General features: G+C 59.1%; 25 protein-coding genes. 15 read left to right on the top strand and 10 right to left on the bottom strand.

All coding sequences use genetic code 11. From position 1 onward, the window contains the following. Positions 1-168: 168 nt before the first annotated feature. The 6 genes from AC1ROI_RS33120 (at position 169) to trpE (ending at position 6,744) form a co-directional block, all read left to right on the top strand. Positions 169-1,416 carry an ABC transporter permease gene (locus AC1ROI_RS33120; protein WP_010467183.1) on the top strand — a complete coding sequence of 416 codons (1,248 nt, stop codon included), beginning with the start codon at positions 169-171 and terminating at the stop codon, positions 1,414-1,416. Positions 1,417-1,428: 12 nt separating this feature from the next. Further along, positions 1,429-2,253, top strand: coding sequence for an ABC transporter permease (locus AC1ROI_RS33115; RefSeq protein WP_102595489.1), 825 nt, complete (start codon positions 1,429-1,431; stop codon positions 2,251-2,253). A gap of 219 nt (positions 2,254-2,472) precedes the next feature. Further along, positions 2,473-3,621, top strand: coding sequence for an iron-containing alcohol dehydrogenase (locus tag AC1ROI_RS33110; RefSeq protein ID WP_102595488.1), 1,149 nt, complete (start codon positions 2,473-2,475; stop codon positions 3,619-3,621). An 80-nt stretch (positions 3,622-3,701) separates the two neighbouring features. Beyond that, a complete protein-coding gene (gene rpe, locus AC1ROI_RS33105; RefSeq protein WP_008035979.1) occupies positions 3,702-4,376 on the top strand; it encodes a ribulose-phosphate 3-epimerase in 675 nt (224 codons plus the stop codon). Beyond that, positions 4,373-5,191 carry a phosphoglycolate phosphatase gene (locus AC1ROI_RS33100; protein ID WP_102595487.1) on the top strand — a complete coding sequence of 273 codons (819 nt, stop codon included), beginning with the start codon at positions 4,373-4,375 and terminating at the stop codon, positions 5,189-5,191. The genes rpe and AC1ROI_RS33100 overlap by 4 nt, the downstream gene beginning before the upstream one ends. 71 nt (positions 5,192-5,262) lie before the next feature. Beyond that, on the top strand, positions 5,263-6,744 hold the full coding sequence (gene trpE / locus AC1ROI_RS33095; RefSeq protein ID WP_010467190.1) for an anthranilate synthase component I: 1,482 nt from the start codon (positions 5,263-5,265) through the stop codon (positions 6,742-6,744). Between the two features lie 184 nt (positions 6,745-6,928). Here trpE and estP read toward each other — a convergent pair whose 3' ends face one another. Further along, positions 6,929-8,839, bottom strand: coding sequence for an esterase EstP (estP, locus tag AC1ROI_RS33090; protein WP_077747321.1), 1,911 nt, complete (start codon positions 8,837-8,839; stop codon positions 6,929-6,931). Positions 8,840-9,244: 405 nt separating this feature from the next. Between estP and AC1ROI_RS33085 the strand changes: the two genes are divergently transcribed. The 4 genes from AC1ROI_RS33085 to AC1ROI_RS33070 all read left to right on the top strand — a co-directional run bounded on the left by AC1ROI_RS33085 (position 9,245) and on the right by AC1ROI_RS33070 (position 12,577). Further along, the gene (locus AC1ROI_RS33085) at positions 9,245-9,838 is read left to right on the top strand and encodes an aminodeoxychorismate/anthranilate synthase component II (protein ID WP_010467196.1); all 594 of its coding nucleotides are present in this window, start codon (positions 9,245-9,247) and stop codon (positions 9,836-9,838) included. A gap of 9 nt (positions 9,839-9,847) precedes the next feature. Beyond that, positions 9,848-10,897, top strand: coding sequence for an anthranilate phosphoribosyltransferase (trpD, locus tag AC1ROI_RS33080; protein ID WP_010467198.1), 1,050 nt, complete (start codon positions 9,848-9,850; stop codon positions 10,895-10,897). Beyond that, entirely contained in the window at positions 10,894-11,730 is an 837-nt protein-coding gene (trpC, locus tag AC1ROI_RS33075) for an indole-3-glycerol phosphate synthase TrpC (protein WP_102595485.1), read from the top strand. The genes trpD and trpC overlap by 4 nt, the downstream gene beginning before the upstream one ends. A gap of 145 nt (positions 11,731-11,875) precedes the next feature. Further along, positions 11,876-12,577, top strand: a complete 702-nt coding sequence (locus AC1ROI_RS33070) for a lipoate--protein ligase family protein (protein ID WP_102595484.1) — start codon at positions 11,876-11,878, stop codon at positions 12,575-12,577. Here AC1ROI_RS33070 and crp read toward each other — a convergent pair. Next, positions 12,574-13,218 carry a cAMP-activated global transcriptional regulator CRP gene (crp, locus tag AC1ROI_RS33065; RefSeq protein ID WP_008027103.1) on the bottom strand — a complete coding sequence of 215 codons (645 nt, stop codon included), beginning with the start codon at positions 13,216-13,218 and terminating at the stop codon, positions 12,574-12,576. The two genes, AC1ROI_RS33070 and crp, sit on opposite strands and share 4 nt — an antisense overlap. Positions 13,219-13,452: 234 nt before the next feature. Between crp and AC1ROI_RS33060 the strand changes: the two genes are divergently transcribed. After that, entirely contained in the window at positions 13,453-13,875 is a 423-nt protein-coding gene (locus tag AC1ROI_RS33060) for an OsmC family protein (protein WP_007941657.1), read from the top strand. Positions 13,876-14,114: 239 nt separating this feature from the next. Further along, on the top strand, positions 14,115-14,909 hold the full coding sequence (gene speD, locus AC1ROI_RS33055) for an adenosylmethionine decarboxylase (RefSeq protein ID WP_010467209.1): 795 nt from the start codon (positions 14,115-14,117) through the stop codon (positions 14,907-14,909). Positions 14,910-15,026: 117 nt separating this feature from the next. Here speD and coq7 read toward each other — a convergent pair whose 3' ends face one another. The 6 genes from coq7 to hemJ all read right to left on the bottom strand — a co-directional run bounded on the left by coq7 (position 15,027) and on the right by hemJ (position 19,548). Beyond that, positions 15,027-15,674 carry a 2-polyprenyl-3-methyl-6-methoxy-1,4-benzoquinone monooxygenase gene (gene coq7 / locus AC1ROI_RS33050; RefSeq protein ID WP_010467212.1) on the bottom strand — a complete coding sequence of 216 codons (648 nt, stop codon included), beginning with the start codon at positions 15,672-15,674 and terminating at the stop codon, positions 15,027-15,029. Positions 15,675-15,782: 108 nt separating this feature from the next. Continuing rightward, positions 15,783-16,121, bottom strand: coding sequence for a histidine triad nucleotide-binding protein (locus AC1ROI_RS33045; protein WP_010467214.1), 339 nt, complete (start codon positions 16,119-16,121; stop codon positions 15,783-15,785). A gap of 81 nt (positions 16,122-16,202) precedes the next feature. Continuing rightward, positions 16,203-16,991: an SDR family NAD(P)-dependent oxidoreductase gene (locus AC1ROI_RS33040; RefSeq protein WP_010467216.1), complete on the bottom strand. Its 789-nt coding sequence runs from the start codon at positions 16,989-16,991 to the stop codon at positions 16,203-16,205. Between the two features lie 95 nt (positions 16,992-17,086). Continuing rightward, positions 17,087-18,031, bottom strand: coding sequence for a DUF805 domain-containing protein (locus AC1ROI_RS33035; protein ID WP_102595483.1), 945 nt, complete (start codon positions 18,029-18,031; stop codon positions 17,087-17,089). 92 nt (positions 18,032-18,123) lie between these two features. After that, on the bottom strand, positions 18,124-19,092 hold the full coding sequence (locus AC1ROI_RS33030; protein WP_010467219.1) for an NAD(P)H-dependent flavin oxidoreductase: 969 nt from the start codon (positions 19,090-19,092) through the stop codon (positions 18,124-18,126). Between the two features lie 27 nt (positions 19,093-19,119). Beyond that, complete coding sequence (gene hemJ, locus AC1ROI_RS33025) at positions 19,120-19,548, bottom strand: protoporphyrinogen oxidase HemJ (protein WP_010467221.1); 429 nt, start codon at positions 19,546-19,548, stop codon at positions 19,120-19,122. A gap of 296 nt (positions 19,549-19,844) precedes the next feature. On the opposite strand from hemJ, the gene argC reads away from it, so the two are divergent. After that, positions 19,845-20,879 (top strand): N-acetyl-gamma-glutamyl-phosphate reductase, encoded by a 1,035-nt coding sequence (argC, locus tag AC1ROI_RS33020; RefSeq protein WP_010467224.1) that lies wholly within the window; start codon positions 19,845-19,847, stop codon positions 20,877-20,879. Between the two features lie 168 nt (positions 20,880-21,047). Further along, the gene (erpA, locus tag AC1ROI_RS33015; protein ID WP_007947969.1) at positions 21,048-21,398 is read left to right on the top strand and encodes an iron-sulfur cluster insertion protein ErpA; all 351 of its coding nucleotides are present in this window, start codon (positions 21,048-21,050) and stop codon (positions 21,396-21,398) included. 67 nt (positions 21,399-21,465) lie between these two features. On the opposite strand, the gene AC1ROI_RS33010 is transcribed toward erpA, so the two are convergent. Further along, positions 21,466-22,557: an anhydro-N-acetylmuramic acid kinase gene (locus tag AC1ROI_RS33010; RefSeq protein WP_102595482.1), complete on the bottom strand. Its 1,092-nt coding sequence runs from the start codon at positions 22,555-22,557 to the stop codon at positions 21,466-21,468. A 3-nt stretch (positions 22,558-22,560) separates the two neighbouring features. Continuing rightward, the gene (locus tag AC1ROI_RS33005) at positions 22,561-23,982 is read right to left on the bottom strand and encodes a peptidoglycan DD-metalloendopeptidase family protein (protein WP_010467226.1); all 1,422 of its coding nucleotides are present in this window, start codon (positions 23,980-23,982) and stop codon (positions 22,561-22,563) included. A gap of 212 nt (positions 23,983-24,194) precedes the next feature. Here AC1ROI_RS33005 and tyrS point away from each other — a divergent pair, with 212 nt between their 5' ends. Next, positions 24,195-25,394: a tyrosine--tRNA ligase gene (gene tyrS / locus AC1ROI_RS33000; protein ID WP_010467228.1), complete on the top strand. Its 1,200-nt coding sequence runs from the start codon at positions 24,195-24,197 to the stop codon at positions 25,392-25,394. Positions 25,395-25,645: the final 251 nt, after the last annotated feature.

The following is a 25,645-nucleotide window of genomic DNA, read 5'->3' as shown; positions in this document are numbered from 1 at the left end:
CAGTAGGAGCGAGGCTTGCCCGCGAAGGCAGCGTGTCAGTCAGCATTAATGTTGAATGTGCCGACGTTTTCGCGGGCAAGCCTCGCTCCTACAGGGGTGATATGTAGTTATCAAGAACAGAGGAAGCTTGCCTGCCTCTGCAACGATCAAAGATTTCCGGAGTACGCCATGGCCACCGCCATTCCCCTGAACGCGGGCACTGACCCCACCTTGAAGCAGCGGCTCAAGCACGCCGAGCGGATCAACCGCTGGAAGGCCCAGGCCTTGATCGCGCCCCTGGTGCTGTTTCTGTTGCTGGTGTTCCTGGTGCCGATCGTGGCGCTGCTCTACAAAAGCGTTGGTAACCCTGAAGTGGTCGGCGGCATGCCGCGCACTGTGGCGGCCATCGCCAGTTGGGACGGCCGCGGCCTGCCCGCCGAGCCGGTGTACAAAGCGGCCAGCGAAGACCTCGCTGAAGCGCGCAAGAATCAGACCCTGGGCGACTTGTCCAAGCGCTTGAACATGGAGTTGGCCGGCTACCGCAGCCTGCTGACCAAAACCGCCCGCGCCTTGCCGTTCGCCACTGAACCGGCCTCTTATAAAGAAGCGCTGGAAGGCCTCGACGAACGCTGGGGCGACCCGGCCTATTGGCAAGCGGTGCGTCGCAACACCAGCAACATCACACCGTACTATTTGCTGGCGGCTGTCGATCATCGCATCGACGACCTCGGCGAAATCGCACCGGCCACGCCTGACCAGGCGATTTACCTCGACATCTTCGCCCGCACGTTCTGGATGGGCCTGATCATCACCGTGATCTGCTTGTTGCTGGCATATCCCTTGGCTTACTTGCTGGCGAACCTGCCGTCACGCCAAAGTAATCTGCTGATGATTCTGGTGTTGTTGCCTTTCTGGACCTCGATCCTGGTCCGGGTGGCCGCTTGGATCGTGTTACTGCAATCGGGTGGCTTGATCAACAGCGGCCTGATGGCGCTGGGCATCATCGATAAACCGCTGGAGTTGGTGTTCAACCGCACAGGCGTTTACATCTCCATGGTGCACATCCTGCTGCCGTTCATGATTCTGCCGATCTACAGCGTGATGAAAGGCATTTCGCCGACCTACATGCGCGCCGCGATTTCCCTCGGCTGCCACCCGTTCGCCAGTTTCTGGCGGGTGTACTTCCCGCAGACCTATGCCGGTGTCGGCGCCGGTTGCCTGTTGGTGTTCATCCTCGCCATCGGCTACTACATCACCCCGGCGTTGCTGGGCAGCCCGAACGATCAGATGGTCAGCTACTTCGTCGCCTTCTACACCAACACCAGCATCAACTGGGGCATGGCGACCGCACTCGGTGGGCTGCTGCTGTTGGCGACCGTGGTGCTTTATCTGATTTACAGCTGGCTGGTGGGCGCCAGTCGCCTGCGCCTGAGCTAAGGGGAGAATGAAATGCTGAGTCCTTATATGTCGCCCATTGAGCGGGTGTGGTTCTACAGCTTGCGGATTCTCTGCGGCTTGATTCTGTTGTTCCTGATTCTGCCGGTGCTGGTGATCATTCCGCTGTCGTTCAACTCGGGCAGTTTCCTGGTCTATCCGCTGCAAGGCTTCTCGCTGCACTGGTATCAGGACTTCTTCGCCTCGGCGGAATGGATGCGGGCATTGAGGAACAGCGTCATCGTCGCTCCGGCGGCGACGGTGTTGGCGATGATCTTTGGGACGCTGGCGGCGATTGGCCTGACTCGGGGTGATTTCCCGGGCAAGGCGCTGGTCATGGCCCTGGTGATTTCGCCGATGGTGGTGCCGGTAGTGATCATCGGTGTGGCGAGCTACCTGTTCTTTGCGCCGTTGGGCCTGGGCAACAGCTTCTTCTCGCTGATCGTGGTGCACGCGGTGCTGGGCGTGCCTTTCGTGATCATTACTGTTTCGGCGACCTTGCAGGGGTTCAACCATAACCTGGTGCGCGCCGCTGCCAGTCTGGGAGCTTCGCCGCTGACGGCGTTCCGCCGGGTGACGTTGCCGCTGATTGCGCCGGGTGTGATCTCGGGTGCGCTGTTTGCCTTCGCGACGTCGTTCGATGAAGTGGTGGTGACGCTGTTCCTCGCCGGTCCCGAACAAGCGACGTTGCCTCGGCAGATGTTCAGCGGGATCCGCGAAAACCTCAGCCCGACGATTGCCGCTGCAGCAACCCTGCTGATCGCCTTCTCGGTGATCCTGTTGCTGACCCTCGAGTGGCTGCGTGGCCGCAGCGAAAAACTGCGCACTGCCCAGGTCTAAACCCACACACCATCCCCTGTGGGGGCGAGCCTGCTCGCGATGACGGACTGACATTCAATCTTGATGTCGACTGATACTCCGCTATCGCGAGCAGGCTCGCTCCCACAGGAGTTCAAGGTGTTTCGGGATGTTGGGTCATTCACAACCTGAATAGCAGACAAACCCCAATCCCCAGCTACTATTGTGCCCAGCTCCCCTATTTATAAGAGGCTGCGCACGATGAGTCTTTCCTCTTTCAAGATTGCTCACAAACTGATCACCGGCGCAGGTGCCATCGAGCAGTTGGCCGCCGAACTCACCCGCCTGGATATCGACAACCCGCTGATCGTCACCGACGCGGCGCTGGTCAAGTCCGGCACGGTCGAGCTGGCGCTGGCGCAGTTGGGCGATCGATCCTACGAAATTTTCGACCGTGTGCTGCCAGACCCGGAAATCGCCATCGTCGAAGACTGCATGCGGGTTTACCGCGAGGGCGGGCATGACGGTCTGATTGGCCTCGGCGGCGGCAGCGCCATCGACATCGCCAAAAGCGTCGCGGCCTACGCCGGTTACCACGGTGCGCTGGAGGATTTGTTCGGCATCGATCAGGTGCCGCGCAAAGGCCCGCCGCTGATCGCCATCCCGACCACGGCCGGCACCGGGTCGGAGGTGACCAATGTGGCGATCCTCTCCGACAAGGTCGCGCAATTGAAGAAAGGGATTGTCAGCGACTACCTATTGCCGGACGTGGCGCTGGTCAGTCCGCAAATGACCCTGACCTGCCCACGCAGCGTCACCGCCGCCAGCGGTGTCGACGCGCTGGTGCATGCCATCGAATCCTACCTGTCGGTCAACGCCTCGCCGATCACCGATGCCCTGGCCATCGGCGCCATCAAGCTGATCGCCAAAGCGCTGCCCAAGGCCTATGCCAACCCGTCCAACCTGCAAGCCCGCGAAGACATGGCCACCGCCAGCCTGATGGCCGGCATGGCCTTCGGTAATGCCGGGGTCGGCGCGGTGCATGCGCTGGCGTATCCGCTGGGCGGGCGTTTCAACATCGCTCATGGCGTCAGCAACGCCTTGCTGCTGCCGTATGTCATGACGTGGAACAAGATGGCCTGCGTCGAGCGCATGCAGGATATTGCCGAAGCCATGGGGGTGAGGACTGTCCATCTGAGCGCCAACGAAGCAGCGGACAAAGCCGTGGAGGCAATGACCGCATTGTGCGCGGCGGTAGAGATTCCGCCAGGGCTGCGCAGTTTCGGTGTGCCGGAGGATGCGATCCCGGCCATGGCTGTGGAAGCGGCGGGGATCGAGCGCCTGATGCGCAACAATCCACGTAAACTGAGCGCCGTCGATATCGAGAAGATCTACCGAGCGGCGTACTGATCATCGCGGCCACGTCGCGCGCGTCAAAGCATGAGGTATACAATGCGCGCCATCGTGATTCTGCTCAAAAAAGGTGCGTCATGCAGCCCTTCGTCATTGCTCCGTCGATTCTCTCCGCCGACTTCGCCCGCCTGGGTGAAGAAGTGGACAACGTCCTGGCCGCCGGCGCCGACTTCGTGCACTTCGATGTCATGGACAACCACTACGTACCGAACCTGACCATCGGCCCGATGGTTTGCGCCGCGCTGCGCAAATACGGGGTGACCGCGCCGATTGACGCGCACCTGATGGTCAGCCCGGTGGACCGCATTGTCGGTGACTTCATCGAGGCCGGCGCGACCTACATCACCTTCCACCCCGAAGCCACGCAGCACGTCGACCGTTCCCTGCAACTGATCCGCGAGGGCGGCTGCAAGTCCGGCCTGGTGTTCAACCCGGCGACGCCGCTGGACGTACTCAAGTACGTGATGGACAAGGTCGACATGATTCTGCTGATGAGCGTCAACCCGGGCTTTGGCGGGCAGAAGTTCATTCCCGGCACCCTCGACAAACTGCGTGAAGCACGCGCGCTGATCGATGCCTCCGGCCGTGACATCCGCCTGGAAATCGACGGCGGCGTCAACGTGAACAACATCCGTGAAATCGCTGCGGCTGGCGCGGACACCTTCGTCGCCGGTTCGGCGATCTTCAATGCACCGAACTACCAAGAGGTGATTGAAAAGATGCGTTCCGAACTGGCGTTGGCTCGTCCATGAGTGGCTTTGAGCAGCTGTTTCCGGGGCGTCTGCCACGGCTGGTGATGTTCGATCTGGATGGCACGCTGGTCGATTCGGTCCCGGACCTCGCTGTGGCCGTGGATAACATGCTGCTCAAACTGGGGCGTCAACCCGCCGGCATCGAGTCGGTGCGTGAATGGGTCGGCAATGGCGCGCCGGTGCTGGTCCGCCGTGCGCTGGCCGGCGGCATCGACCATTCGGCGGTCGACGATGGCGAAGCCGAGGGCGCGCTGGATATCTTCATGGAGGCTTACAGCGAGAGCCATGATCTGACCGTGGTCTATCCCGGCGTGCGTGACACCCTGAAATGGCTGCACAAGCAGGGTGTCGAAATGGCGCTGATCACCAATAAGCCGGAGCGCTTCGTCGCGCCACTGCTGGATCAGATGAAAATCGGCCGTTACTTCAAATGGATCATCGGCGGCGACACCTTGCCGCAGAAGAAACCTGACCCGGCCGCGCTGTTTTTCGTGATGAAAATGGCCAACATCCCGGCCTCGCAGTCGCTGTTTGTCGGCGACTCACGCAGCGATGTGCTGGCGGCGAAAGCGGCAGGGGTCAAGTGCGTGGCCCTCAGCTACGGCTACAACCACGGTCGGCCGATTTCGGAAGAGTCGCCGGCGCTGGTGATCGATGATCTGCGCAAGCTAATTCCCGGTTGCCTGGATCCAGCCTCTGAGATAACGTTGCCCGACGTTGCTCAATCCCCTTCTGGAAACGTCATCGTGGTGGTCACTCGCAAACTCTGGATGAAAGTCATCAAGGCCCTGGCCCGCTGGCGTTGGCGCGCCTGACTCGATTCTGGCCGGCTTTCCGGCGCGTTTGCATACCTGACTGTTAGCACCTCAAGCCACGAGGCTACCCCATGATCCGCGAAGAATTCCTGCGTTTGGCCGCTGCCGGCTATAACCGTATCCCGTTGGCCTGCGAAACCCTGGCCGACTTCGACACGCCGCTGTCGATCTACCTGAAACTCGCCGACGAGCCAAACTCCTACCTGCTGGAATCGGTGCAGGGCGGGGAGAAGTGGGGCCGTTATTCGATCATTGGCCTGCCGTGCCGCACGGTGCTGCGGGTTCATGATCATCACGTCAGCGTGACCCACGACGGCGTCGAGATCGAAAGCCATGAAGCCGAAGATCCGCTGGCCTTCGTTGAAGCATTCAAAGCCCGCTACAACGTGCCAACCATTCCCGGCCTGCCACGCTTCAATGGCGGTCTGGTGGGTTACTTCGGTTACGACTGCGTGCGCTATGTGGAGAAACGTCTGGGCAAATGCCCGAACCCGGATCCGCTGGGCGTGCCGGACATTCTGCTGATGGTCTCCGACGCGGTGGTGGTGTTCGACAACCTCGCCGGGAAAATGCACGCCATTGTGCTCGCCGATCCGTCGCAGGACGATGCATTCGAGCAAGGCCAGGCGCGACTGGAAGAGCTGCTGGAAAAACTCCGTCAGCCGATCACCCCGCGCCGCGGCCTGGATTTCAGCAAGCAACAGTCGGCTGACCCGGTGTTCCGTTCGAGTTTCACCCAGGACGATTACGAAAAAGCCGTCGACACCATCAAGGAATACATCCTGGCCGGTGACTGCATGCAGGTCGTGCCGTCGCAGCGTATGTCGATCGACTTCAAGGCTGCGCCGATCGATCTGTACCGGGCGCTGCGTTGCTTCAACCCGACGCCTTATATGTATTTCTTCAACTTCGGCGACTTCCACGTCGTCGGCAGTTCGCCGGAAGTGCTGGTGCGGGTCGAAGACAACCTGATCACCGTGCGCCCGATTGCCGGCACTCGCCCACGCGGGGCTAACGAAGAGGCCGATCTGGCGCTGGAAAAAGACCTGCTGTCGGACGACAAGGAAATCGCCGAGCACTTGATGCTGATCGACCTGGGCCGCAACGACACCGGCCGGGTCTCGGAAATCGGTTCGGTGAAGCTCACCGAGAAGATGGTCATCGAGCGTTATTCCAACGTGATGCACATCGTCTCCAACGTCACTGGCCAATTGAAAGCCGGGCTGACGGCGATGGACGCGCTGCGGGCGATTCTGCCGGCGGGCACGTTGTCGGGCGCGCCGAAGATTCGGGCGATGGAAATCATCGACGAACTGGAACCGGTCAAGCGTGGCGTCTACGGCGGGGCGGTGGGCTACTTCGCCTGGAACGGCAACATGGACACCGCCATTGCGATCCGCACGGCCGTGATCAAGGACGGCGAGCTGCACGTGCAGGCCGGCGGCGGCATCGTCGCCGATTCGGTGCCGGCGCTGGAATGGGAAGAAACCTTGAACAAGCGCCGCGCGATGTTCCGCGCCGTAGCCCTGGCCGAACAAACCCCGGACGCCTGAGTTCACGCAACATCTGTGGGAGTGAGCCTTTGTGGCGAGGGAGCTTGCTCCCGTTGGCCTGCGAAGCAGGCCCAATCGACGACTGCTTCGCAGCCGAGCGCGAGCAAGATCGCTCGCCACAATAAGTGTTCAGCATAAAAAAACGCGGCGTCTGTGAGGGCGCCGCGTTTTTTTTGCCTGATGTTTAGAAGTCCAGCGCAACGCCTACGTTAATGCCTTGCTGGGTAAAGTCATCATCCTTGCGAATGTCATAACTCGCCCGCAAAGCCAGGTCCTTGGTGAGGTTGTGGCTCACGCCCAGGTTCAGGCGGTTCAGGTTGGTCTGTGGGGTATAGCCGGCCAGGGTGTAGCGGTTGTTCGGCAGGCTGTTGAGGTTCATGGTCACATTCTGGGTATCGTCGTTGTACTCACGCTCGTGAGCCAGTTCGCCGAAGACCTGGGTTTGCGAGGTGATCTGGTACTTACCCTGGAGGCCAAGGCCGAGACGCCGGGAAATGCGCGATTGGTCGTCGAATGTCAGCGCAGTGGAGTCGGCGCCATTCTCCGAGTAACCGTCGACTTCAACTTTGGCGAAATCAGCGCTCACGAATGGCGACAAGTGCCACGGGCTGCTCGCCATCGGCGCGATGTCGTACCCCACGCGACCGCTGAAAGCCACCAGGTAGCCGTCGGTATCGCCTTTCTCCCCGCGTTCATTGACCCCCAGCTGGAATTTACGTTTGAGGCTGTCGTAATCCAGATGCCCGGCCGTCACGGCCGCGTCACCCCACCAGCGATTCTGCTGGTACTGGGCGAACGCCGTGCCCATGTAGGTATTGAGCTTGTAGTCCGAATCGTTGTCGCCGGCTTCGAGCTTCTGGTTGTAGAAGCCCGCCGCCAAACCTACACGCCACGCGTCATTCAGCCGGTAGCTGCCACCGATGTTGAGGTTGGCGCCATTGCCGTCAGCACTGGCACCACTGCGCTGGCTGTCGAAATCCTGGTGCTGGCCGCCGCCGGCGACAATCGCTCGCCATTGGCCCACGCCTTGCCAGTTTTCCCAATCGGCCAGCCATTGGTTGCGCAACTCATCCTGATGAGAGCGCAGCGTACCCTGGGCCATTTGTGGCAACAGGGTGGCTTCCCATGGTGCGGCCAGCAGCGAGTAGGCGTAATCGGCAATCAGACGCTGCCCGGCTTCGGTCGGGTGCACCGAGTCGTTGTAGATCAGCTTGGTCGGGTCCGGCGTCGCACTGTTGATGCCGTAACGGGCGTTTTCGGTACAGCTGCTGCCGCTGAAACAGGTGGCGCTCAGGTTCTGGTCGGTGGCCAGGCCGAACTGCGCCGGGTTGGAAAACGTCTCTTTGAGCAGCACCGGAATGTTGAGCGGGATGACGTTGGCATTGACGTTTTGCAGCTGGCTCACCAGTTCGGTGTTGAACTGAGAACTGAGCTGGGATGTGAACGCTTGCAACGGGGTGCCGTTGAAGGCCGGGGTAAAGCCGATGTCCGGCAGCAACCAGACCATGATGTAGCGAGCACCGGCCTGTTGCAGGGTTTGCACGCTGCTGACCAGACGATCGGCGGCAGCGCTGGCCTGGGGCAGGCTGGTCACGCGCCCCTGAAGGAAGTCATTACCACCGCCCGAAATGTAATACAGCGCATTCGGGTCGGCGCGGAAATTGTTCGACGGCAGGTAGCCTGCCCGGGTGCGATCACCCGTGGCGGAGGTGCTGGTGATCGAGTCGAGAATCTGGTCGGTACGATAACCGCCGACGGCCCAGTTGTTGCCATCGGGCTGGCCATTGCTGGCACGTACCGCCGAGGACGATGAGGCGGTCTGATCCGCCGAGAACCCCAGTTTCCCCCCCAGGATCTGCGTGGAGTTGAGCGAGCGGACTTCACCGTTGCCATCCAGGTAAACCGGCCCCGTGCGGTTGGTATAGCGCTGGGTCGAGCCGGCAGGCCCGCCCGTGTCGGCAAAGGTCCCGGCATCGTTGAGACTGTCGCCGAAGACGACGAAATTGGAGTAAGGGTTAGGCGCGGCGATCGCCTGGGCGCAGGCCGCGGCGAGCAAGCATCCTGCGAGCGGTACAAACAACGTCTGTTTGATCATGAGCAAGTCCGTTTATTTATTGTTGTAGTGAACGAAACGACAGTACCAAAAACTTCCGGCCTTTTGCCATCGGTCGCGAACCCTTCGATTGTTTCGCAGCCAGTCGCCACGGCCATATTGCACGCTCTGCCCAGCTAAGTTACTGTGCCGAGACGTATGAATGAGACCTTCCCCGTGTTGATCATCAGCAAACTTCTGGATCAAGTCATCAAGGCACACGCCCGCTGGCGTTGGCGCGCCTGAATTCTTTTGCCGGCCCCGCCGGACCTGTACCGCTTTGCCTTCTTCACCCGTATGACATACCGCTTTGCTGGCGCACCCGGCGACTGAAAAAGCGCAGGACGCTGCGGGTAATCATTCGAAGGCTGTATTAAAAGTCAGTGAATTCAAGAGGTTCCAAACGCCATGTTGCTGATGATCGATAACTACGACTCTTTTACTTACAACGTTGTGCAGTACCTCGGTGAGCTCGGCTCCCAGGTCAAAGTCGTGCGCAACGATGAACTCACCATTGCCGACATAGAAGCCCTCAACCCTGAGCGCATCGTCGTGTCCCCCGGTCCTTGCACACCGACCGAAGCCGGCATCTCGCTCGACGTGATCAAGCATTTCGCCGGCAAGCTGCCGATTCTCGGCGTCTGCCTCGGCCACCAGTCCATCGGCCAGGCCTTTGGCGGTGATGTAGTCCGCGCCCGCCAAGTCATGCACGGTAAGACTAGCCCGGTATTCCACGAGGACAAGGGCGTGTTCGAAGGTCTGAATCATCCGCTGACGGTGACGCGTTATCACTCGCTGATCGTCAAGCGCGAAACCCTGCCCGATTGCCTGGAGCTGACCGCCTGGACCCAGCTCGAAGACGGCTCGGTCGACGAGATCATGGGCTTGCGCCACAAGACATTGAACATCGAGGGTGTGCAGTTCCACCCCGAGTCTATCCTCACCGAGCAGGGCCACGAGCTGTTCGCAAACTTCCTCAAACAAACCGGCGGCACGCGCTAAGGACTTTTCATGAATATCAAGACAGCCCTGAGCCGTATCGTCGATCAGCTCGACCTCAGCACCGATGAAATGCGCGATGTGATGCGCGAAATCATGACCGGGCAATGCACGGATGCGCAGATCGGCGCGTTCATGATGGCCATGCGCATGAAGAGCGAAAGCATCGACGAGATCGTCGGCGCGGTCTCTGTCATGCGCGAGTTGGCGGACAAGGTCGAACTCAAGACCCTCGACGGCGTCGTCGATGTGGTCGGCACCGGCGGTGATGGTGCGAACATTTTCAACGTCTCGACGGCTTCCTCCTTCGTAGTCGCTGCAGCCGGTTGCACCGTAGCCAAGCACGGTAACCGTGCGGTGTCGGGCAAAAGCGGCAGCGCCGATCTGCTGGAGGCGGCCGGGATCTACCTGAACCTGACCCCGGTGCAGGTGGCTCGCTGCATCGATAACGTCGGCATCGGTTTCATGTTTGCCCAGACCCATCACAGTGCCATGAAGCACGCCGCCGGCCCGCGCAAGGATCTCGGCCTGCGTACCTTGTTCAACATGCTTGGCCCGCTTACGAATCCGGCCGGCGTGAAACATCAGGTGGTGGGCGTGTTCAGTCAGGCGTTGTGCCGGCCACTGGCCGAAGTCTTGCAACGTCTGGGCAGCAAGCACGTGCTGGTGGTGCACTCGAAGGATGGCCTGGACGAGTTCAGCCTGGCGGCGCCAACCTATGTGGCAGAACTGAAGAATGACCAGATCACCGAATATTGGGTCGAGCCAGAAGACTTGGGCATGAAGAGCCAGAGCCTGCACGGCCTGGCAGTGGAAAGTCCGGCGGCGTCCCTTGAGCTGATTCGCGATGCTTTGGGCAAGCGCAAGACCGAGAGCGGTCAGAAAGCCGCCGAGATGATTGTGCTCAATGCCGGTGCGGCGCTTTACGCCGCCGACCTGGCGACCAGTTTGAAAGAAGGCGTTGCCCTGGCGCACGATGCGCTGCACACAGGCCTCGCACGGGAAAAACTTGAGGAGTTGGGTGCATTTACCGCGGTATTCAAAGTGGAGAATGAGGGATGAGTGTACCGACGGTTCTGGAAAACATTCTGGCCCGCAAAGTCCAGGAAGTCGCCGAGCGTAGCGCCCGTGTGAGTCTGGCGGAGCTGGAAAGTCTGGCCAAGGCGGCCGATGCACCCCGTGGTTTTGCCCAGGCATTGATTGCTCAGGCCAAGTCGAAACAACCGGCCGTCATTGCCGAAATCAAGAAAGCGTCGCCAAGCAAAGGTGTGATCCGCGAGCACTTCGTTCCCGCCGACATCGCCAAAAGCTACGAGAAGGGCGGCGCGACGTGCTTGTCGGTGCTGACCGATATCGATTACTTCCAGGGTGCCGATGCGTATCTGCAGCAGGCGCGGGCAGCGTGCAACCTGCCGGTGATCCGCAAGGATTTCATGATCGACCCGTACCAGATCGTCGAAGCCCGTGCCTTGGGCGCTGACTGCGTGTTGTTGATCGTCTCCGCACTGGACGACGTGAAAATGGCCGAGCTGGCGGCCGTGGCCAAAAGCGTCGGCCTTGATGTGCTGGTAGAAGTCCATGATGGCGACGAGCTGGAGCGGGCCTTGAAAACCCTCGACACGCCACTGGTCGGCGTGAACAACCGCAACCTGCACACCTTCGATGTCAGCCTGGAAACCACCCTTGACCTGTTGCCACGTATTCCGCGTGATCGCCTGGTGATTACCGAAAGCGGCATTCTCAACCGGGCCGATGTGGAACTGATGGAAATCAGCGACGTGTACGCGTTCCTGGTGGGCGAGGCATTCATGCGCGCTGAAAGCCCGGGCACTGAACTGCAGCGCCTGTTTTTTCCTGAGCGCGGCGGTCCGGTCAGCGGTTCGACCCTCGACTGATCAGGCTCAGGCCGAGTCGACCCCATCGCGAGCAAGCTCGCTCCCACATTGGATCTGCGGTGTCAGCAAACTCCTTGTGGGAGCGAGCTTGCTCGCGATGGCGGCATAAGTAGCACCACAGACTTCATGTCCAACGGAATACCTTATGACCTCAATCGTCTCTTTGACTGTCGAAGCCGGCTTACAGGCCGAACAGGATCTGCTGGCGTCTGTCTGTGCCGGTGATGTTGAGTTTGGTCTGCTTTTCTGGCAACCCAGCGACCGCGCACTGGTCATGCCCCGACGCCTGAATCGTCTACCCGGCTTCGAAGCGGCCTGCGAAGTCTCAGCCGCCGCCGGTTGGCCGGTGCTGTTACGTGAAACCGGCGGCGAGCCAGTGCCGCAATCGGCGTCCACCATCAATATCGCCCTTGTCTACGCCCCCCCGCGTAGCGAAGGCGATCAAAATCGAATCGAAACCGCTTACCGCCGACTCTGCGACCCGATCTGTCAGTTACTGGATGAGCTGGGCGGCGTTTCGTCCTTGGGCGAAGTCGACGGCGCATTCTGCGATGGCCGTTTCAACGTCAATCTCGACGGCCGCAAGATGGTCGGCACTGCCCAGCGCTGGCGCCAGAGCAAGGGCGGCACACGTCCGGTCGGGTTGGTACACGGTGCGTTGTTGCTGGATAACGAACGTGAGTCGATGGTCGCCGCAGTCAATCGCTTCAATGAAGCCTGCGGCCTGGAGCAGCGGGTTCGCGCCGAAAGCCACATTGCCCTGCATGAGAAATTTGCCGCACCCGATGCGCTCGGGCGGCTTGATGCGCTTTATCGCCAGTTGCTGGCAGACATGTTCAAGGCTTAGCGTGTACCGAAGACCACCATGGTCTTGCCTTTGACGTCCACCAGGTTGCGTTCTTCCAGATCCTTGAGCACGCGACCGACCATCTCCCGTGAACAGCCGACAATCCGGCCGATTTCCTGGCGGGTCACTTTGATCTGCATGCCGTCCGGGTGGGTCATGGCATCCGGCTGTTTGCACAGTTCCAGCAGACAGCGGGCGACACGACCGGTTACGTCGAAGAAGGCCAGGTCGCCGACCTTGCGTGTGGTATTGCGTAGACGCTGTGCGATTTGTCCGCTGAGCACGTAAAGAATGTCTGGATCTTGCTGGGACAGCTCGCGGAATTTTGCATAGCTGATTTCTGCGACTTCACACTCGATCTTCGCGCGTACCCAAGCGCTGCGTTCCTGCTCAAGCCCCGCTTGTTCAAACAGACCCAACTCACCGAAAAAGTCCCCGGAGTTCAGGTAGGCGATGATCATTTCGCGGCCGTCGTCATCCTCGATCAGGATCGTGACCGAACCCTTGATGATGAAGAACAGCGTTTCCGAGCGATCACCGGCACAAATGATGTTGCTCTTGGCCGCATAACGACGGCGCTGGCAATGCATCAACAGCTTGTCGAGGTTCTTGATTTTGGGGGTTGGGGCAATAGCAACCATGGTTGTATCCCGAAAAGACTTCACGGTGTGTTTGGTTTTTTTATGAGTCGCAGACGACGGCTGCGCAAAGGCTGGCCATGCGCCAGCGAATTGGCGCCAGCTTAACAGACACTTCCTGCAATATTCGAGAATTTACCTACGGTTCAGAAGGTTATGCCCTACAAATGCAAGGCACTGTCAGTCCGGGGCCCTGTGCTAAGCTGGCGACCCTTTTTTATGCAGTGGAGTCTGGCGATGAAGGCACGCATCCAATGGGCTGGCGAAGCCATGTTCCTCGGTGAATCCGGCAGTGGACACGTCGTGGTCATGGACGGTCCGCCCGATGCAGGTGGTCGCAACCTGGGTGTCCGGCCGATGGAAATGCTTCTGCTGGGTGTCGGCGGTTGCAGCAATTTCGATGTGGTCAGCATCCTCAAGAAGTCCCGTCAGGCCGTCGAAAGCTGTGAAGCCTTTCTCGAAGCCGAGCGCGCGACCGAGGATCCGAAAGTCTTCACCAAGATCCACATGCACTTCGTGGTCAAGGGCCGGGGGCTGAAAGAAGCCCAGGTCAAACGCGCCATCGAGCTGTCGGCGGAGAAGTATTGCTCGGCTTCGATCATGCTGGGCGCGGCTGGCGTGGCCATTACCCACGACTACGAAATCATCGAACTCGGTTGAATCGACATTCAACTATCATAAAAGCAGTGCAGACTCTGGCGATCCCAAGCTGACGTCTGCATAATGCGCCACTTTTTTCAGGGTAACGGCCTCGTCATCGACAGGCTGCGAACCCGAACAGACAACCAAAATCGCCATCGCGAAGAGGTGTTAACCGTCCTACGCAGCTGCGTTGTTCGCATCTGACGGGCATGCTTGATCACGCGGCCCGGGCCGCAATACATAGAGAGTTTTTAACGGTGAAAAGCAAACTCAAGCTCCACGGGTTCAATAACCTGACAAAGACCTTGAGCTTCAACATCTATGACATCTGCTACGCGGAAACCCCGCAAGACCAACAGGCTTACGTCGAGTACATCAATAAAGAGTACAACGCGAAACGCCTGACGCAGATCCTCACGGAAGTTGTCGATATCATTGGTGCCAACATCCTGAACATTGCCAGTCAGGACTATGAACCCCAGGGCGCCAGCGTCACGATTCTGATCTCTGAAGAGCCGGTAACCCCGACCGACAGCCAGATCGAAGAATCGCCGGGCCCGTTGCCCGAGATTATCCTGGCCCATCTCGACAAGAGCCACATCACGGTGCACACCTACCCGGAAATCCACCCGGACGACGGCATTGCGACATTCCGTGTGGACATTGACGTGTCGACCTGTGGCGTGATTTCACCGCTTAAAGCGCTCAACTTCCTGATTCACCAGTTCGATTCGGACATCGTGACCGTGGATTATCGCGTGCGCGGCTTCACCCGTGACGTGGAAGGCAAAAAGCACTTCATCGACCACGAGATCAATTCGATCCAGAACTACTTGTCCGAAGACACCCGCGGCGCGTACCAGATGACCGACGTGAACGTGTACCAGGAAAACCTGTTCCACACCAAAATGTTGCTGAAGAACTTCGAACTGGATAACTACCTGTTCGGCGATGCCACCAGCAACCTGTCTTCCGAGCAGCGTGCTCAGGTGACTGACCGTGTGAAACACGAAATGCTGGAAATCTTCTACGCGCGCAACATGCCGAACTAAGATTTCAAGCACAAAAAAGGCGACTTCCTCACGGCAGTCGCCTTTTTCATGTCTGGAATACAGAACCTTGTGGGAGCGAGCCTGCTCGCGAAGAGGCCCTGTCAGGCAACGTATCGATCAGATCCGGTAAGTACTCTTGGTCATTACCTTGGCCAACAGACTCATCCCGAACTTCACCGGCGCCGGAAAACGAAAACCTCCGGCATCCAGCGCACTCTCGGCATGATGTTCTTCATCAATCCGCATTTGCTCGAGAATGGCCCGGGACTTTTCATCTTCCGCCGGCAATTGCTCGAGGTGCTCGTTCAAGTGTTTGCACACCTGATGCTCGGTGGCGGCGACAAAACCCAGGCTGACCTTGTCGCTGATCAATCCGGCCACTGCGCCAATCCCGAACGACATGCCGTAGAACAGCGGGTTGAGAATGCTGGTGTGACTGCCCAGTTGCTGGATGCGTTGCTCGCACCAGACCAGGTGATCGATTTCTTCTTCGGCAGCATGTTCCATGGCGGCCCGTACGTGCGGCAGCTTGGCGGTCAGGGCCTGACCCTGATACAGCGCCTGGGCGCAGACTTCACCGGTATGGTTGATGCGCATCAAGCCAGCAACGTGGCGGGTGTCTTCGTCACTCATTTGCGCATCCGGCTGCACGATGGCTGGCGACGGACGGTATGGCTGGCCACTGAAAGGCAGCAACGTTCGCATCGCGGCATCGGCTTGCAGCAGAAGACGGTCAATCGGCGAGTAGTGACGCTGGGTAGTCATGCTGACCTCCGGGAGGAATCTCGGCGGCCAGTTTAACCCAATCGGCCGGGGAAGGTTTGCGCTGGGTCATACGGGAGTGGCTGGCCACTCCCTCGAAGCTTTTTGCAATCAGCCCGGCGGCCAGTGCATCTGGCGCTGACCCAGCACATGCATATGAATGTGGTAGACAGTCTGCCCGCCCAGTTCATTGCAGTTCATGACCACACGGAAACCTTCTTCGCAGCCCAGTTCCAAGGCCAGGCGCTGGGCGGTGAACAGAATATGTCCGGCCAAAGCCTTGTCTTCCTCGGTGAGGTCGTTGAGGGTGCGCACCGCTTTTTTCGGAATGACCAGAAAATGCACCGGTGCCTGTGGGGCGATGTCATGGAAGGCCAGTACCTGGTCGTCCTCGTAGATGATCTTCGCCGGGATTTCCCGGTTGATGATCTTGGTGAACAGAGTATCCACAGCTGTTTTCTCCGTTGTTTGGGCTGGCTTGAGTGTACTCATGGGTTATCCCCGAGCCCAGCCTTTTACCTTGAGGCCGGGTCAGCGCGGGCAGTAGGCCTTGTTGACCATGCCAGCGATTGTCCGATTGAGCCAGCGAGAGCCCAGCCGTGGCAGGAGGGCGCGCCAGCGATTGCCTCGACCGGGAATGATGATCGCTCGATTTTTCTCCAGGGCGCGCACCGTATACAGCGCAACCTCTTCGGGACTCATGAGCATGTTGCTGTCGGCCAGTTTGCCGGTGTCCAGTTGAGCGGTACGGAAGAACCCGGTACGGGTCGGGCCGGGGCACAGCACCGAGACCTTGACCGCACATTTCTTCAGTTCGACGCGCAACCCTTCGGAAAAATGCAGCACATAGGCTTTGCTGGCGTAGTACGTGCTCATCCACGGGCCGGGTTGGAATGCCGCCATTGAAGCGACGTTCAGAATTTGTCCGCCACCCTGCAAGGCCATGCTGTTCCCGATGGCATGGCACAAGCGGGTGAGGGCCAGGATGTTCACTTCGATCAGGTCCTGCTCGGTCATCCAGTCCTGGGCCAGAAAGGGTCCGCAGGTGCCGATGCCGGCGCAGTTGACCAGCAAATCGATTTGCCGGTCACCTTCTTCCAGTTCCAGCAGGAACCCGGACAGCCGTAGCGGTTCGCCGAGGTCACAGGCGCGGAACAGCACTTCCACGCCAAAGCGTTGGGTCAGTTCAATGGCAATACTTTCCAGCTGATCACGTTGTCGGGCCACCAGAATCAGGCTGCGGCCTCGGCGGGCCAGCGCTTCGGCCATCGCCAGGCCGATCCCACTGGAAGCGCCAGTGATCAGAGCGTAACGGGTCATGCAGTTCTCCATCGCAGCAGCTCCGCGCCAGCGACGCGGGTGTCACGGGCGGGGAGCGCTGTTCATTCTTTCGCAGAGTCTACAGGGGCCGGGGCTTATTCGGCTTCATCGTCTGCAGAATCGGGTGCCTGCTCAGCCTCTGCGGCCGGCTCGACTTCCACTTCTTCAGTGATCACCGAGCTGCTGTCATAGCTGGTTTCGGCAGCAGTTTCATACTCTTCCTGGATCGCCGTAAGGCCTCCGGCCAGCGCACCAACCAAGACGATGGCGATCAACACCACCCACAACGAAGACAACACTTTGACCGCCGTGGTGTTGGGGGGAGGCGGCGCGCCATAGCGATTGGCGATGTTGGTGCCGGGGGCGATCATGATCACGAACGGGAAGAAGCTGCCTACGAAGGGTACGAGGTTCAGCAACCAGAGCCAGCCGGACCAGCCGATGTCGTGCAGGCGCTGGACACTGATCTGAATGCTCACGACCGCCATGGCAATGAACAGCATGAACGCAACCAGGCCACCGAGTATCAGGCCTGCGGTCGAATCGGCGCTGATGATGGCGAAGGCGAAAATGGCCAATACCGAACAGACGGCCAGGGTGACCAGCGTCAGGACCATCGTCCAGGCGAGATAGCGCAAACGACCGATGCGGCCTTCAACGCTGAATGGCTTGAGTGGAGCATACGCGGGCAGGCTTTCGCCGACAGTGGCTCGGGGTGGTGCGTAAGGGGATGCGGGGTCGGCAAATGCCGGTTGGCTGGCGACAGGCCTGTGTTCGTGGGCTTCGTCCAGGTTCAGCTCAATGGACGATTCGCTTTCGATGCGAGCATCGATGCCGGTTTTCGTCAGCGCTTGAAGGTAGGTTTGCGCGTCGGCGTGCGACAGGTCTTTCTTGAGCGTAACCGTCTTGCCAGTGAATAGCCGTTCGACGGCTGCGACTTGGCTGTTGTAGAGTTTAGCCAGGTTCTCTCTGGCGCTGGCGGCGTCAACGCCTGGCAGCAGAGCGCCGTCGAACACGATCTTGAAACGGTTGTCGCTCATTGCGAGGCATCCTTGTCGCGAGAATTTGTAATAGGGTGTGTTTCAAGCGTGGATTGTAAGGCCAGCCGGGGCGGGCTGGCCAAACTTTCATCTCATCGTGGCCAGCGTTTGGGCAGCTCGGCCGCCAGTTCCAGAGCCTTGCGGTATTCCGCGTCAAGTCGAGCGACCAATTGATCGACGCTCGGCAAATCATCGATTTCCCCGACACCCTGGCCCGCAGACCACACGGTTTTCCAGGCTTTGGCTTCATCGCTGATCGGCTTGAGTTTGGAGCCGAAGTCGACTTCGCCCTTGCCTTGCAGTGCCGCCATGTCGAAACCGGCAGCCTCCAGGCTTTGACGCATGAAACTCGCCGGTACGCCTGACACTGCCGGCGTATGGACGATGTCTGCGGCTCTGGACGTCAGCAGCATCTCTTTGTAGGCGTCAGGCGCATGACTTTCGGTGGTGCCGATAAATCGCGTACCGAAATAGGCCAGATCAGCGCCGAGCAATTGCGCAGCAAGGATCTCGTGGCCGTGGTTAAGGCAGCCTGCCAGCAATAGGGTCTTGTCGAAAAACTGGCGAATCTCGGCAATCAGCGAGAACGGGCTCCAGGTTCCAGCGTGTCCACCGGCACCCGCTGCCACGGCGATCAAGCCGTCCACACCGGCCTCGGCGGCTTTCTCGGCATGGCGCCGCGTCGTCACGTCATGGAACACCAGTCCGCCATAGCTGTGAACGGCATCGACTACTTCTTTCACTGCACCGAGACTGGTAATCACGATCGGTACTTTATGCTCGATGCAGATCGCAAGGTCAGCTTGCAGCCGTGGGTTAGTGTTGTGAACGATCAGGTTGACCGCGTAAGGCGCCGGGTTCTCCAGTGTCGCCAACCCTGCTTCGATCTCTTCCAGCCAGGCCTTGAAGCCGCTGCTCTCGCGCTGGTTCAGCGCAGGAAAGCTGCCGACGACGCCGTTACGGCAGCAGGCGAGCACCAATTGCGGATTGGAAATCAGAAACATCGGCGCTGCCACTACCGGCAGACGCAAGCGTTGTTCGAGCAAAGCGGGCAGCGACATTGGAAGTACCCCGGTGAGTTGTGCTTATTAGAACGGCCGAACGACGACCAGAATTACGATAGCCAGCAATATCAGAACCGGCACTTCATTGAACCAGCGATAAAAGACATGGCTGCGGGTGTTTTCGCCACGGGCAAAACGTTTCACCTGTGCGCCGCACATGTGGTGGTAGCCGATCAGGATCACCACCAGGGTCAGCTTGGCGTGAATCCACGCGCCTTGACTGAAGAGGCTCGGGTTAAGCCAGATCAGTGCAATGCCGAATATCAGGGTAGCGATCATCGCCGGTCCCATGATGCCGCGGTACAGCTTGCGCTCCATGAGGCTGAAGCGTTCCTTGCTGACGGTGTCTTCGCTTTGGGCGTGATAAACGAACAGGCGGGGCAGGTAAAACAGGCCGGCAAACCAGCAGACCATGCTGACGATATGAAGCGCTTTGAGCCATAGATAAAGCATTTTTAGTTATTCCCAGGTTCACGGTAGCCCGAATAGTAGAGAAAGTGTCCCGTCTCGGACATAACTGTTCAATTTTGACGGCGTCTTTTGCGGCCAGACTGCGTTGCCGCTCCTCGCCATAGCGAGCTATGACTCGTCGCGGGGCCTTGCCAGGCCACAAAAGCCACTCGCCAAAAGTTGGGCGATATGCCCGAGAAGGGACACATGAGCCGCCACACGTCACCTAAGCGGTTGTCGCAGGGCCGCGCGGCCCCTATTATCGACGGCTTTCCAGTGGGTTCGTTGAGGGCAGGTTTATGGTCAAGGTCGGTATCGTCGGCGGCACGGGTTACACCGGTGTCGAACTGCTGCGTCTGTTGGCACAGCATCCGCAAGCTGAAGTGGTTGTGATCACTTCCCGATCCGAGGCCGGTCTGGCCGTGGCCGACATGTACCCGAACCTGCGAGGCCACTACGACGGCCTGGCTTTTAGTGTTCCGGACATCAAGACGCTGGGCGCTTGCGATGTGGTGTTCTTCGCCACGCCTCATGGTGTTGCCCATGCACTGGCCGGTGAGTTGCTTGCGGCGGGGACCAAGGTCATCGACCTGTCGGCTGACTTCCGTCTGCAAGACGCTGCCGAGTGGGCCAAGTGGTACGGCCAGCCTCACGGCGCACCGGAGTTGCTGGAGGAGGCGGTCTACGGTTTGCCGGAAGTCAATCGCGAGCAAATCAAGGATGCGCGCCTGATCGCGGTGCCGGGTTGCTATCCAACGGCGACGCAATTGGGTTTCCTGCCATTGCTGGAAGCCGGCCTGGCCGATACCACGCGTTTGATTGCTGACTGCAAGTCCGGTGTCAGCGGTGCCGGTCGTGGCGCTTCGGTCGGTTCGCTGTACGCCGAGACGTCGGAAAGCATGAAAGCCTACTCCGTCAAAGGTCACCGTCACTTGCCGGAAATCCGCCAGGGTCTGCGTCGTGCAGCGGGCAAGGACGTCGGTCTGACCTTCGTTCCGCACCTGACACCAATGATTCGCGGCATTCATTCGACGCTGTATGCGACCGTCGTGGATCGCTCGGTGGATCTGCAGGCGTTGTTTGAAAAGCGCTACGCCAACGAGCCGTTCGTCGACGTGATGCCAGCGGGCAGCCACCCGGAAACCCGCAGTGTTCGCGGTGCCAACGTTTGTCGTATCGCCGTGCATCGTCCGCAGGACGGCGATCTGGTGGTGGTGCTGTCGGTAATCGATAACCTGGTCAAGGGTGCGTCGGGTCAAGCGGTGCAGAACCTGAACATTCTGTTCGGGCTGGATGAGCGCCTGGGCCTGTCCCACGCCGGCATGCTGCCGTAAGGCTTTATCCCGCTTAGCAAAAAGGCCCGTCTGACGGGCCTTTTTGCATTTCGAACCGGCAATCGGTTTTATTGCTATACCATAACAATAGTTGACCGATTTTCTAGGAGAAGCGGATAATGCGCGTCATCACGCATTATGGCGGCGTAACGCCGGGAGATAGTCAGCATGAGCGTCGAATCCTTCACCCCCACCGCTTTGCAATTCACCCACGGTGCCGCGCACAAGGTGAAGAGCCTGGTCGATGAAGAGGGGAATGATCGCTTGAAGCTGCGCGTATTCGTTACGGGCGGCGGTTGTTCAGGTTTTCAGTACGGCTTCACCTTCGATGAAGAAGTGGCCGACGACGACACCATCGTCGAGCGCGAAGGTGTGAGTCTGGTCGTAGACCCGATGAGCTTCCAGTACTTGGCCGGTGCCGAGGTGGATTATCAGGAAGGTCTGGAAGGTTCGCGTTTTGTGATCAAGAATCCGAACGCGAGCACCACGTGTGGTTGCGGCTCTTCGTTCTCGATCTGATCGCGCTTCACCGCAGTATCAAGCGCCGCATGGCTTCAGGGCTTTGCGGCGTTTTGCTGTGCGGCGTTTATGCCGGGTAGATGGCGCCGAGTACGCGCAGGCCGCGGGCGCCGGTGACGCTCGGGCGGTTGGCGGCGATGCCTTCCAGGCAGCAATGAGCCAGCCAAGCGAAGGCCATGGCTTCGACCCAGTCCGGGTCCACACCGTAAGCGGCAGTGCTGCTGACACTCGCGTTCGGCAGCAGGGCGGCCAAACGGTTCATCAGCGTGGCGTTGTGCGCGCCACCACCGCAGACCAGCAGTTCCTGCGTGTCCGATTGGGCGTGCTGCAATGACTCGACGATGGTCAGTGCGGTCAGTTCGAGCAGGGTTGCTTGCACATCTTCCGCGGCGAAGGGCGGGAGCTTCGAGAGGTGCTGTGTCAGCCATGGCAGGTTGAACACTTCGCGGCCGGTGCTTTTCGGGCCTTTGGTTACGAAGAATGGATCACTCAGCAATTCATTCAGCAGAACCGGTTCAACCTTGCCACTGGCAGCCCATTGGCCGTCACGATCAAAATTGTCGCCGCGTTGCTGATGAATCCAGGCATCCAGCAGGACGTTGCCCGGGCCGCAGTCGAAACCGGCGACAGGTTTGCCGGGCTCGATCAGGCTGAGGTTGCTGAATCCGCCGACATTCAATACCGCACGATTGCCGGCACGTTCATCAAACAACGCTTCGTGAAAGGCCGGCACCAATGGCGCGCCTTGCCCGCCAGCGGCCACATCACGGCTGCGGAAGTCGCTGACCACGGTGATGCCGGTCAACTCGGTCAGCAGGGCCGGGTTGCCGATCTGTACCGTGAAGCCACGCGCCGGTTCGTGGCGAATGGTCTGGCCGTGGCTGCCAATCGCACGAATGTCTTCGGGTTTCAGGTTGTGTTGGTGGAGGAGAGTGTTAATACCCTGAGCCGCCAGTTTCACCCAGTTCTGCTGGGCGATGGCGGAGCGGGCAATCTCGTCCGGGCCGCTGGCGCACAAGCCAAGCAGCTCGGCGCGCAGGGAGTCAGGCATGGGGGTGTAGTGCGTGGCGATCAGGTTGATCGCCGGGGTCAGCTCGATTAACGCAATGTCCAGGCCATCGAGGCTGGTTCCGGACATCACACCGATATAGAGCGTCATGATTTAGCGCTTCGAAGCCAGCATGGTGGCTTTCTCTTGGTCCATGCGCGCCATCAGCGGCTGACTCTGCGAAAGGAAGCGTGCGCGTTCCCCTTTGGAAATAGGGTCGGCCATCGCGACTTTCTGGCCCAGTGGGTCGACGTGCACGCCATTGACCTGGAACTCATAGTGCAAGTGTGGGCCGGTGGAGAGCCCGGTTGTGCCGATATAACCGATTACCTGGCCTTGCTTGACGCTGCCGCCAGTCTTGATGCCTTTGGCAAAGCCTTGCATATGGCCGTACAGCGTACGGTAGGTGTTGCCGTGCTGGATAATCACGGTATTGCCGTAACCGCCACGGCGACCGGCCAACAACACTTTGCCGTCACCGGCCGCTTTGATCGGCGTGCCGCGTGGAGCGGCGTAATCGACACCTTTGTGAGCGCGGATCTTGTTCAGGATCGGGTGTTTGCGACCCATGGAGAATTTCGAGCTGATGCGGGCGAAGTCCACTGGCGTGCGGATAAACGCCTTGCGCATGCTGTTGCCGTCGGCGGTGTAGTAGCTGCTGTTGCCTTGCTTGTTGGTGTAACGCACGGCGGTGTAGGTCTTGCCGCGGTTGGTGAAGCGTGCGGACAGGATCGGGCCGTTGCCGACAGCCTTGCCGTTGACGACTTTCTGCTCGTAGATCACATCGAACTCGTCACCCTGGCGGATATCCTGGGCGAAGTCGACGTCATAGCCAAACACGCTGGCCATGTCCATGGTGAGGCTGTGGGACAGCCCGGCACGCGCGGCAGACTGCGATAGCGAACTGTTGATCACGCCATGAACGTAGGCGGAGCGCACGGTTGGCTTGGCGGTAATGCGGTTGAACGTATAACCCTTGTCATTCTTGGTCAGGGTAATACTTTCGACGTCGCTGAGCTTGCTGTGCAGGTTGCTCAGCTGGCCGTCGGGGGTCAGTTCGAATTCGAGTTTCTGGCCGCGTTTGAGCTGGCTGAATTGCTTGGCCTGCTTGTCACTGGCCATGACTTCATGCACCGAAGTGGCGGGGAGGCCTACTTTCTCAAACAGCGTGGAAAGTGTGTCGCCTTTGGAAACGATCACTTCCCTGTGGTTTGGGGTCTTCTTTTCTTCGGTGACCGGGGCAGGTACAGGCTCGGCCTGGGCGGTTTCCTGTGGCTCTTCAGCGCTGTTTTCGATCTGCGCGAAAGGGGAGGCTGCCGGTTCATTTGTGGCTTGAACGGCTTCAGCAGCGTCTTGATCTTGTGTCAGTTGTTCAGCAGGGCTTTCCAGCTCAAGACTCAGCGTCGTCTTTTTGGCTTCTACATCACTGGAAGGGAATACCAGAAGCGCCAGGCTCAGAAGAGCGGCGATGCCACTTGCTGCGAGCAGGTGGGTCTTCGGGTAAAGCGGTGGCGCTTTAGACGATTCTTTGGTCATAGGTAATTTTTGACTTTGAAAAAGATGAATTGGAAAAGATGAATGACATGATGAAGATGAAATAACTGTATAAAATATAACCAAATCATCTCTGAAGCAAGTCCGCGGTCACTCTGCCAGCGGATTGGCGTCATTGCGCCGGCCAAACTTTGTATTTGACGCGTGATCTTGTATGGTTGGTCCCCTTTGAATTCGAGCCTTGCGGGTCTGTTATGAAGTCGGTTGAAGAGCAGCTAGCGCTGATTAAACGTGGTGCGGAAGAACTGTTGGTCGAGTCCGAGCTGATCGAAAAGCTCAAGCGTGGCCAGCCGCTGCGTATTAAGGCAGGCTTCGATCCGACCGCGCCGGATTTGCACCTGGGTCATACCGTGCTTATTAATAAGCTGCGCCAGTTCCAGGAACTGGGTCACCAGGTGATCTTCCTTATAGGTGACTTCACCGGGATGATCGGTGATCCGAGCGGCAAGAGCGCAACGCGTCCTCCGCTCACCCGCGAGCAGGTTCTCGAGAATGCCGAGACCTACAAGACTCAAGTCTTTAAGATTCTTGATCCGGCCAAAACCGAGGTGGCGTTCAACTCCACCTGGATGGACCAGATGGGGCCGGCGGACTTCATTCGTCTGACTTCGCAGTACACCGTGGCTCGCATGCTTGAGCGCGATGACTTCGACAAACGCTACACGACCAACCAGCCAATCGCTATTCACGAGTTCCTCTATCCGCTGGTTCAAGGGTATGACTCGGTCGCTTTGCGCGCGGATGTCGAGTTGGGCGGTACCGATCAGAAGTTCAATCTGCTGATGGGGCGTGAACTGCAGCGCGGTTATGGTCAGGAGGCTCAATGCATTCTGACGATGCCGCTGCTCGAAGGTCTGGATGGTGTGAAGAAGATGTCCAAGTCCTTGGGCAACTACGTCGGTATCCAGGAAGCGCCGGGTGTCATGTATGGCAAGCTGGTCTCTATTCCGGATGCGCTGATGTGGCGCTACTTCGAATTGCTCAGCTTCCGCTCCATGGATGAAATCAACGCATTCCGTGCTGATGTCGAGGCGGGCGCCAATCCTCGTGACATCAAGATCAAGCTGGCCGAAGAGATCGTTGCGCGTTTCCATGGTGAAGAGGCTGCGGCCAATGCTCACCGTGCAGCGGGCAATCGTATGAAGGATGGCGAGTTGCCGGACGATCTGCCGGAGATCGAGCTGACGGCTACTGAAGACATGCCGATTGCTGCTGTCCTTAATAAGGCAGGGCTGGTGAAGAACTCGGCGGTGGCCCGTGATCTGCTGAATTCCGGCGGTGTGCGTATAGATGGAGAGGTTGTTGATCGCACCTTTATATACGTGCTGGGCGCGACCCATGTTTGCCAGGCCGGAAAGAAGGCATTTGCGCGTATTACGCTCAAATCTGAATAAAGCTTAAGTTAGGGGTTGACGGCAGATTCTGGAGGTCTATAATTCGCCCCACTTCCGGCGCAGTCGAAACGGAAAACTCCTTGGTAAACAAAGAGTTACACAGTTTTCGACAGCGAGTTGCTTCAGGTCATCGAAGCCCAGAAGGAGTTGATCAGGCGGGGTTGTTTGGCTTGGTTGACGGTTCGATCTTCTCGGTCGAAAGCGGAGAAAAAGAGGTGTTGACAGCAGCGAGTAACGCTGTAGAATTCGCC

The sequence above is a fragment of the Pseudomonas sp. GW823-FHT02C02 genome (assembly GCF_058797635.1).
This window is presented reverse-complemented; position numbering and strand designations above follow the sequence as displayed.

Coding starts and splice junctions, on each gene's coding strand:
- AC1ROI_RS33120 (WP_010467183.1), top strand. CDS start 169: ATGGCCACCGCCATTCCCCTGAACGCGGGCACTGACCCCACCTTGAAG.
- AC1ROI_RS33115 (WP_102595489.1), top strand. CDS start 1,429: ATGCTGAGTCCTTATATGTCGCCCATTGAGCGGGTGTGGTTCTACAGC.
- AC1ROI_RS33110 (WP_102595488.1), top strand. CDS start 2,473: ATGAGTCTTTCCTCTTTCAAGATTGCTCACAAACTGATCACCGGCGCA.
- rpe (WP_008035979.1), top strand. CDS start 3,702: ATGCAGCCCTTCGTCATTGCTCCGTCGATTCTCTCCGCCGACTTCGCC.
- AC1ROI_RS33100 (WP_102595487.1), top strand. CDS start 4,373: ATGAGTGGCTTTGAGCAGCTGTTTCCGGGGCGTCTGCCACGGCTGGTG.
- trpE (WP_010467190.1), top strand. CDS start 5,263: ATGATCCGCGAAGAATTCCTGCGTTTGGCCGCTGCCGGCTATAACCGT.
- estP (WP_077747321.1), bottom strand. CDS start 8,839: ATGATCAAACAGACGTTGTTTGTACCGCTCGCAGGATGCTTGCTCGCC.
- AC1ROI_RS33085 (WP_010467196.1), top strand. CDS start 9,245: ATGTTGCTGATGATCGATAACTACGACTCTTTTACTTACAACGTTGTG.
- trpD (WP_010467198.1), top strand. CDS start 9,848: ATGAATATCAAGACAGCCCTGAGCCGTATCGTCGATCAGCTCGACCTC.
- trpC (WP_102595485.1), top strand. CDS start 10,894: ATGAGTGTACCGACGGTTCTGGAAAACATTCTGGCCCGCAAAGTCCAG.
- AC1ROI_RS33070 (WP_102595484.1), top strand. CDS start 11,876: ATGACCTCAATCGTCTCTTTGACTGTCGAAGCCGGCTTACAGGCCGAA.
- crp (WP_008027103.1), bottom strand. CDS start 13,218: ATGGTTGCTATTGCCCCAACCCCCAAAATCAAGAACCTCGACAAGCTG.
- AC1ROI_RS33060 (WP_007941657.1), top strand. CDS start 13,453: ATGAAGGCACGCATCCAATGGGCTGGCGAAGCCATGTTCCTCGGTGAA.
- coq7 (WP_010467212.1), bottom strand. CDS start 15,674: ATGACTACCCAGCGTCACTACTCGCCGATTGACCGTCTTCTGCTGCAA.
- AC1ROI_RS33040 (WP_010467216.1), bottom strand. CDS start 16,991: ATGACCCGTTACGCTCTGATCACTGGCGCTTCCAGTGGGATCGGCCTG.
- AC1ROI_RS33035 (WP_102595483.1), bottom strand. CDS start 18,031: ATGAGCGACAACCGTTTCAAGATCGTGTTCGACGGCGCTCTGCTGCCA.
- AC1ROI_RS33030 (WP_010467219.1), bottom strand. CDS start 19,092: ATGTCGCTGCCCGCTTTGCTCGAACAACGCTTGCGTCTGCCGGTAGTG.
- hemJ (WP_010467221.1), bottom strand. CDS start 19,548: ATGCTTTATCTATGGCTCAAAGCGCTTCATATCGTCAGCATGGTCTGC.
- argC (WP_010467224.1), top strand. CDS start 19,845: ATGGTCAAGGTCGGTATCGTCGGCGGCACGGGTTACACCGGTGTCGAA.
- erpA (WP_007947969.1), top strand. CDS start 21,048: ATGAGCGTCGAATCCTTCACCCCCACCGCTTTGCAATTCACCCACGGT.
- AC1ROI_RS33010 (WP_102595482.1), bottom strand. CDS start 22,557: ATGACGCTCTATATCGGTGTGATGTCCGGAACCAGCCTCGATGGCCTG.
- AC1ROI_RS33005 (WP_010467226.1), bottom strand. CDS start 23,982: ATGACCAAAGAATCGTCTAAAGCGCCACCGCTTTACCCGAAGACCCAC.
- tyrS (WP_010467228.1), top strand. CDS start 24,195: ATGAAGTCGGTTGAAGAGCAGCTAGCGCTGATTAAACGTGGTGCGGAA.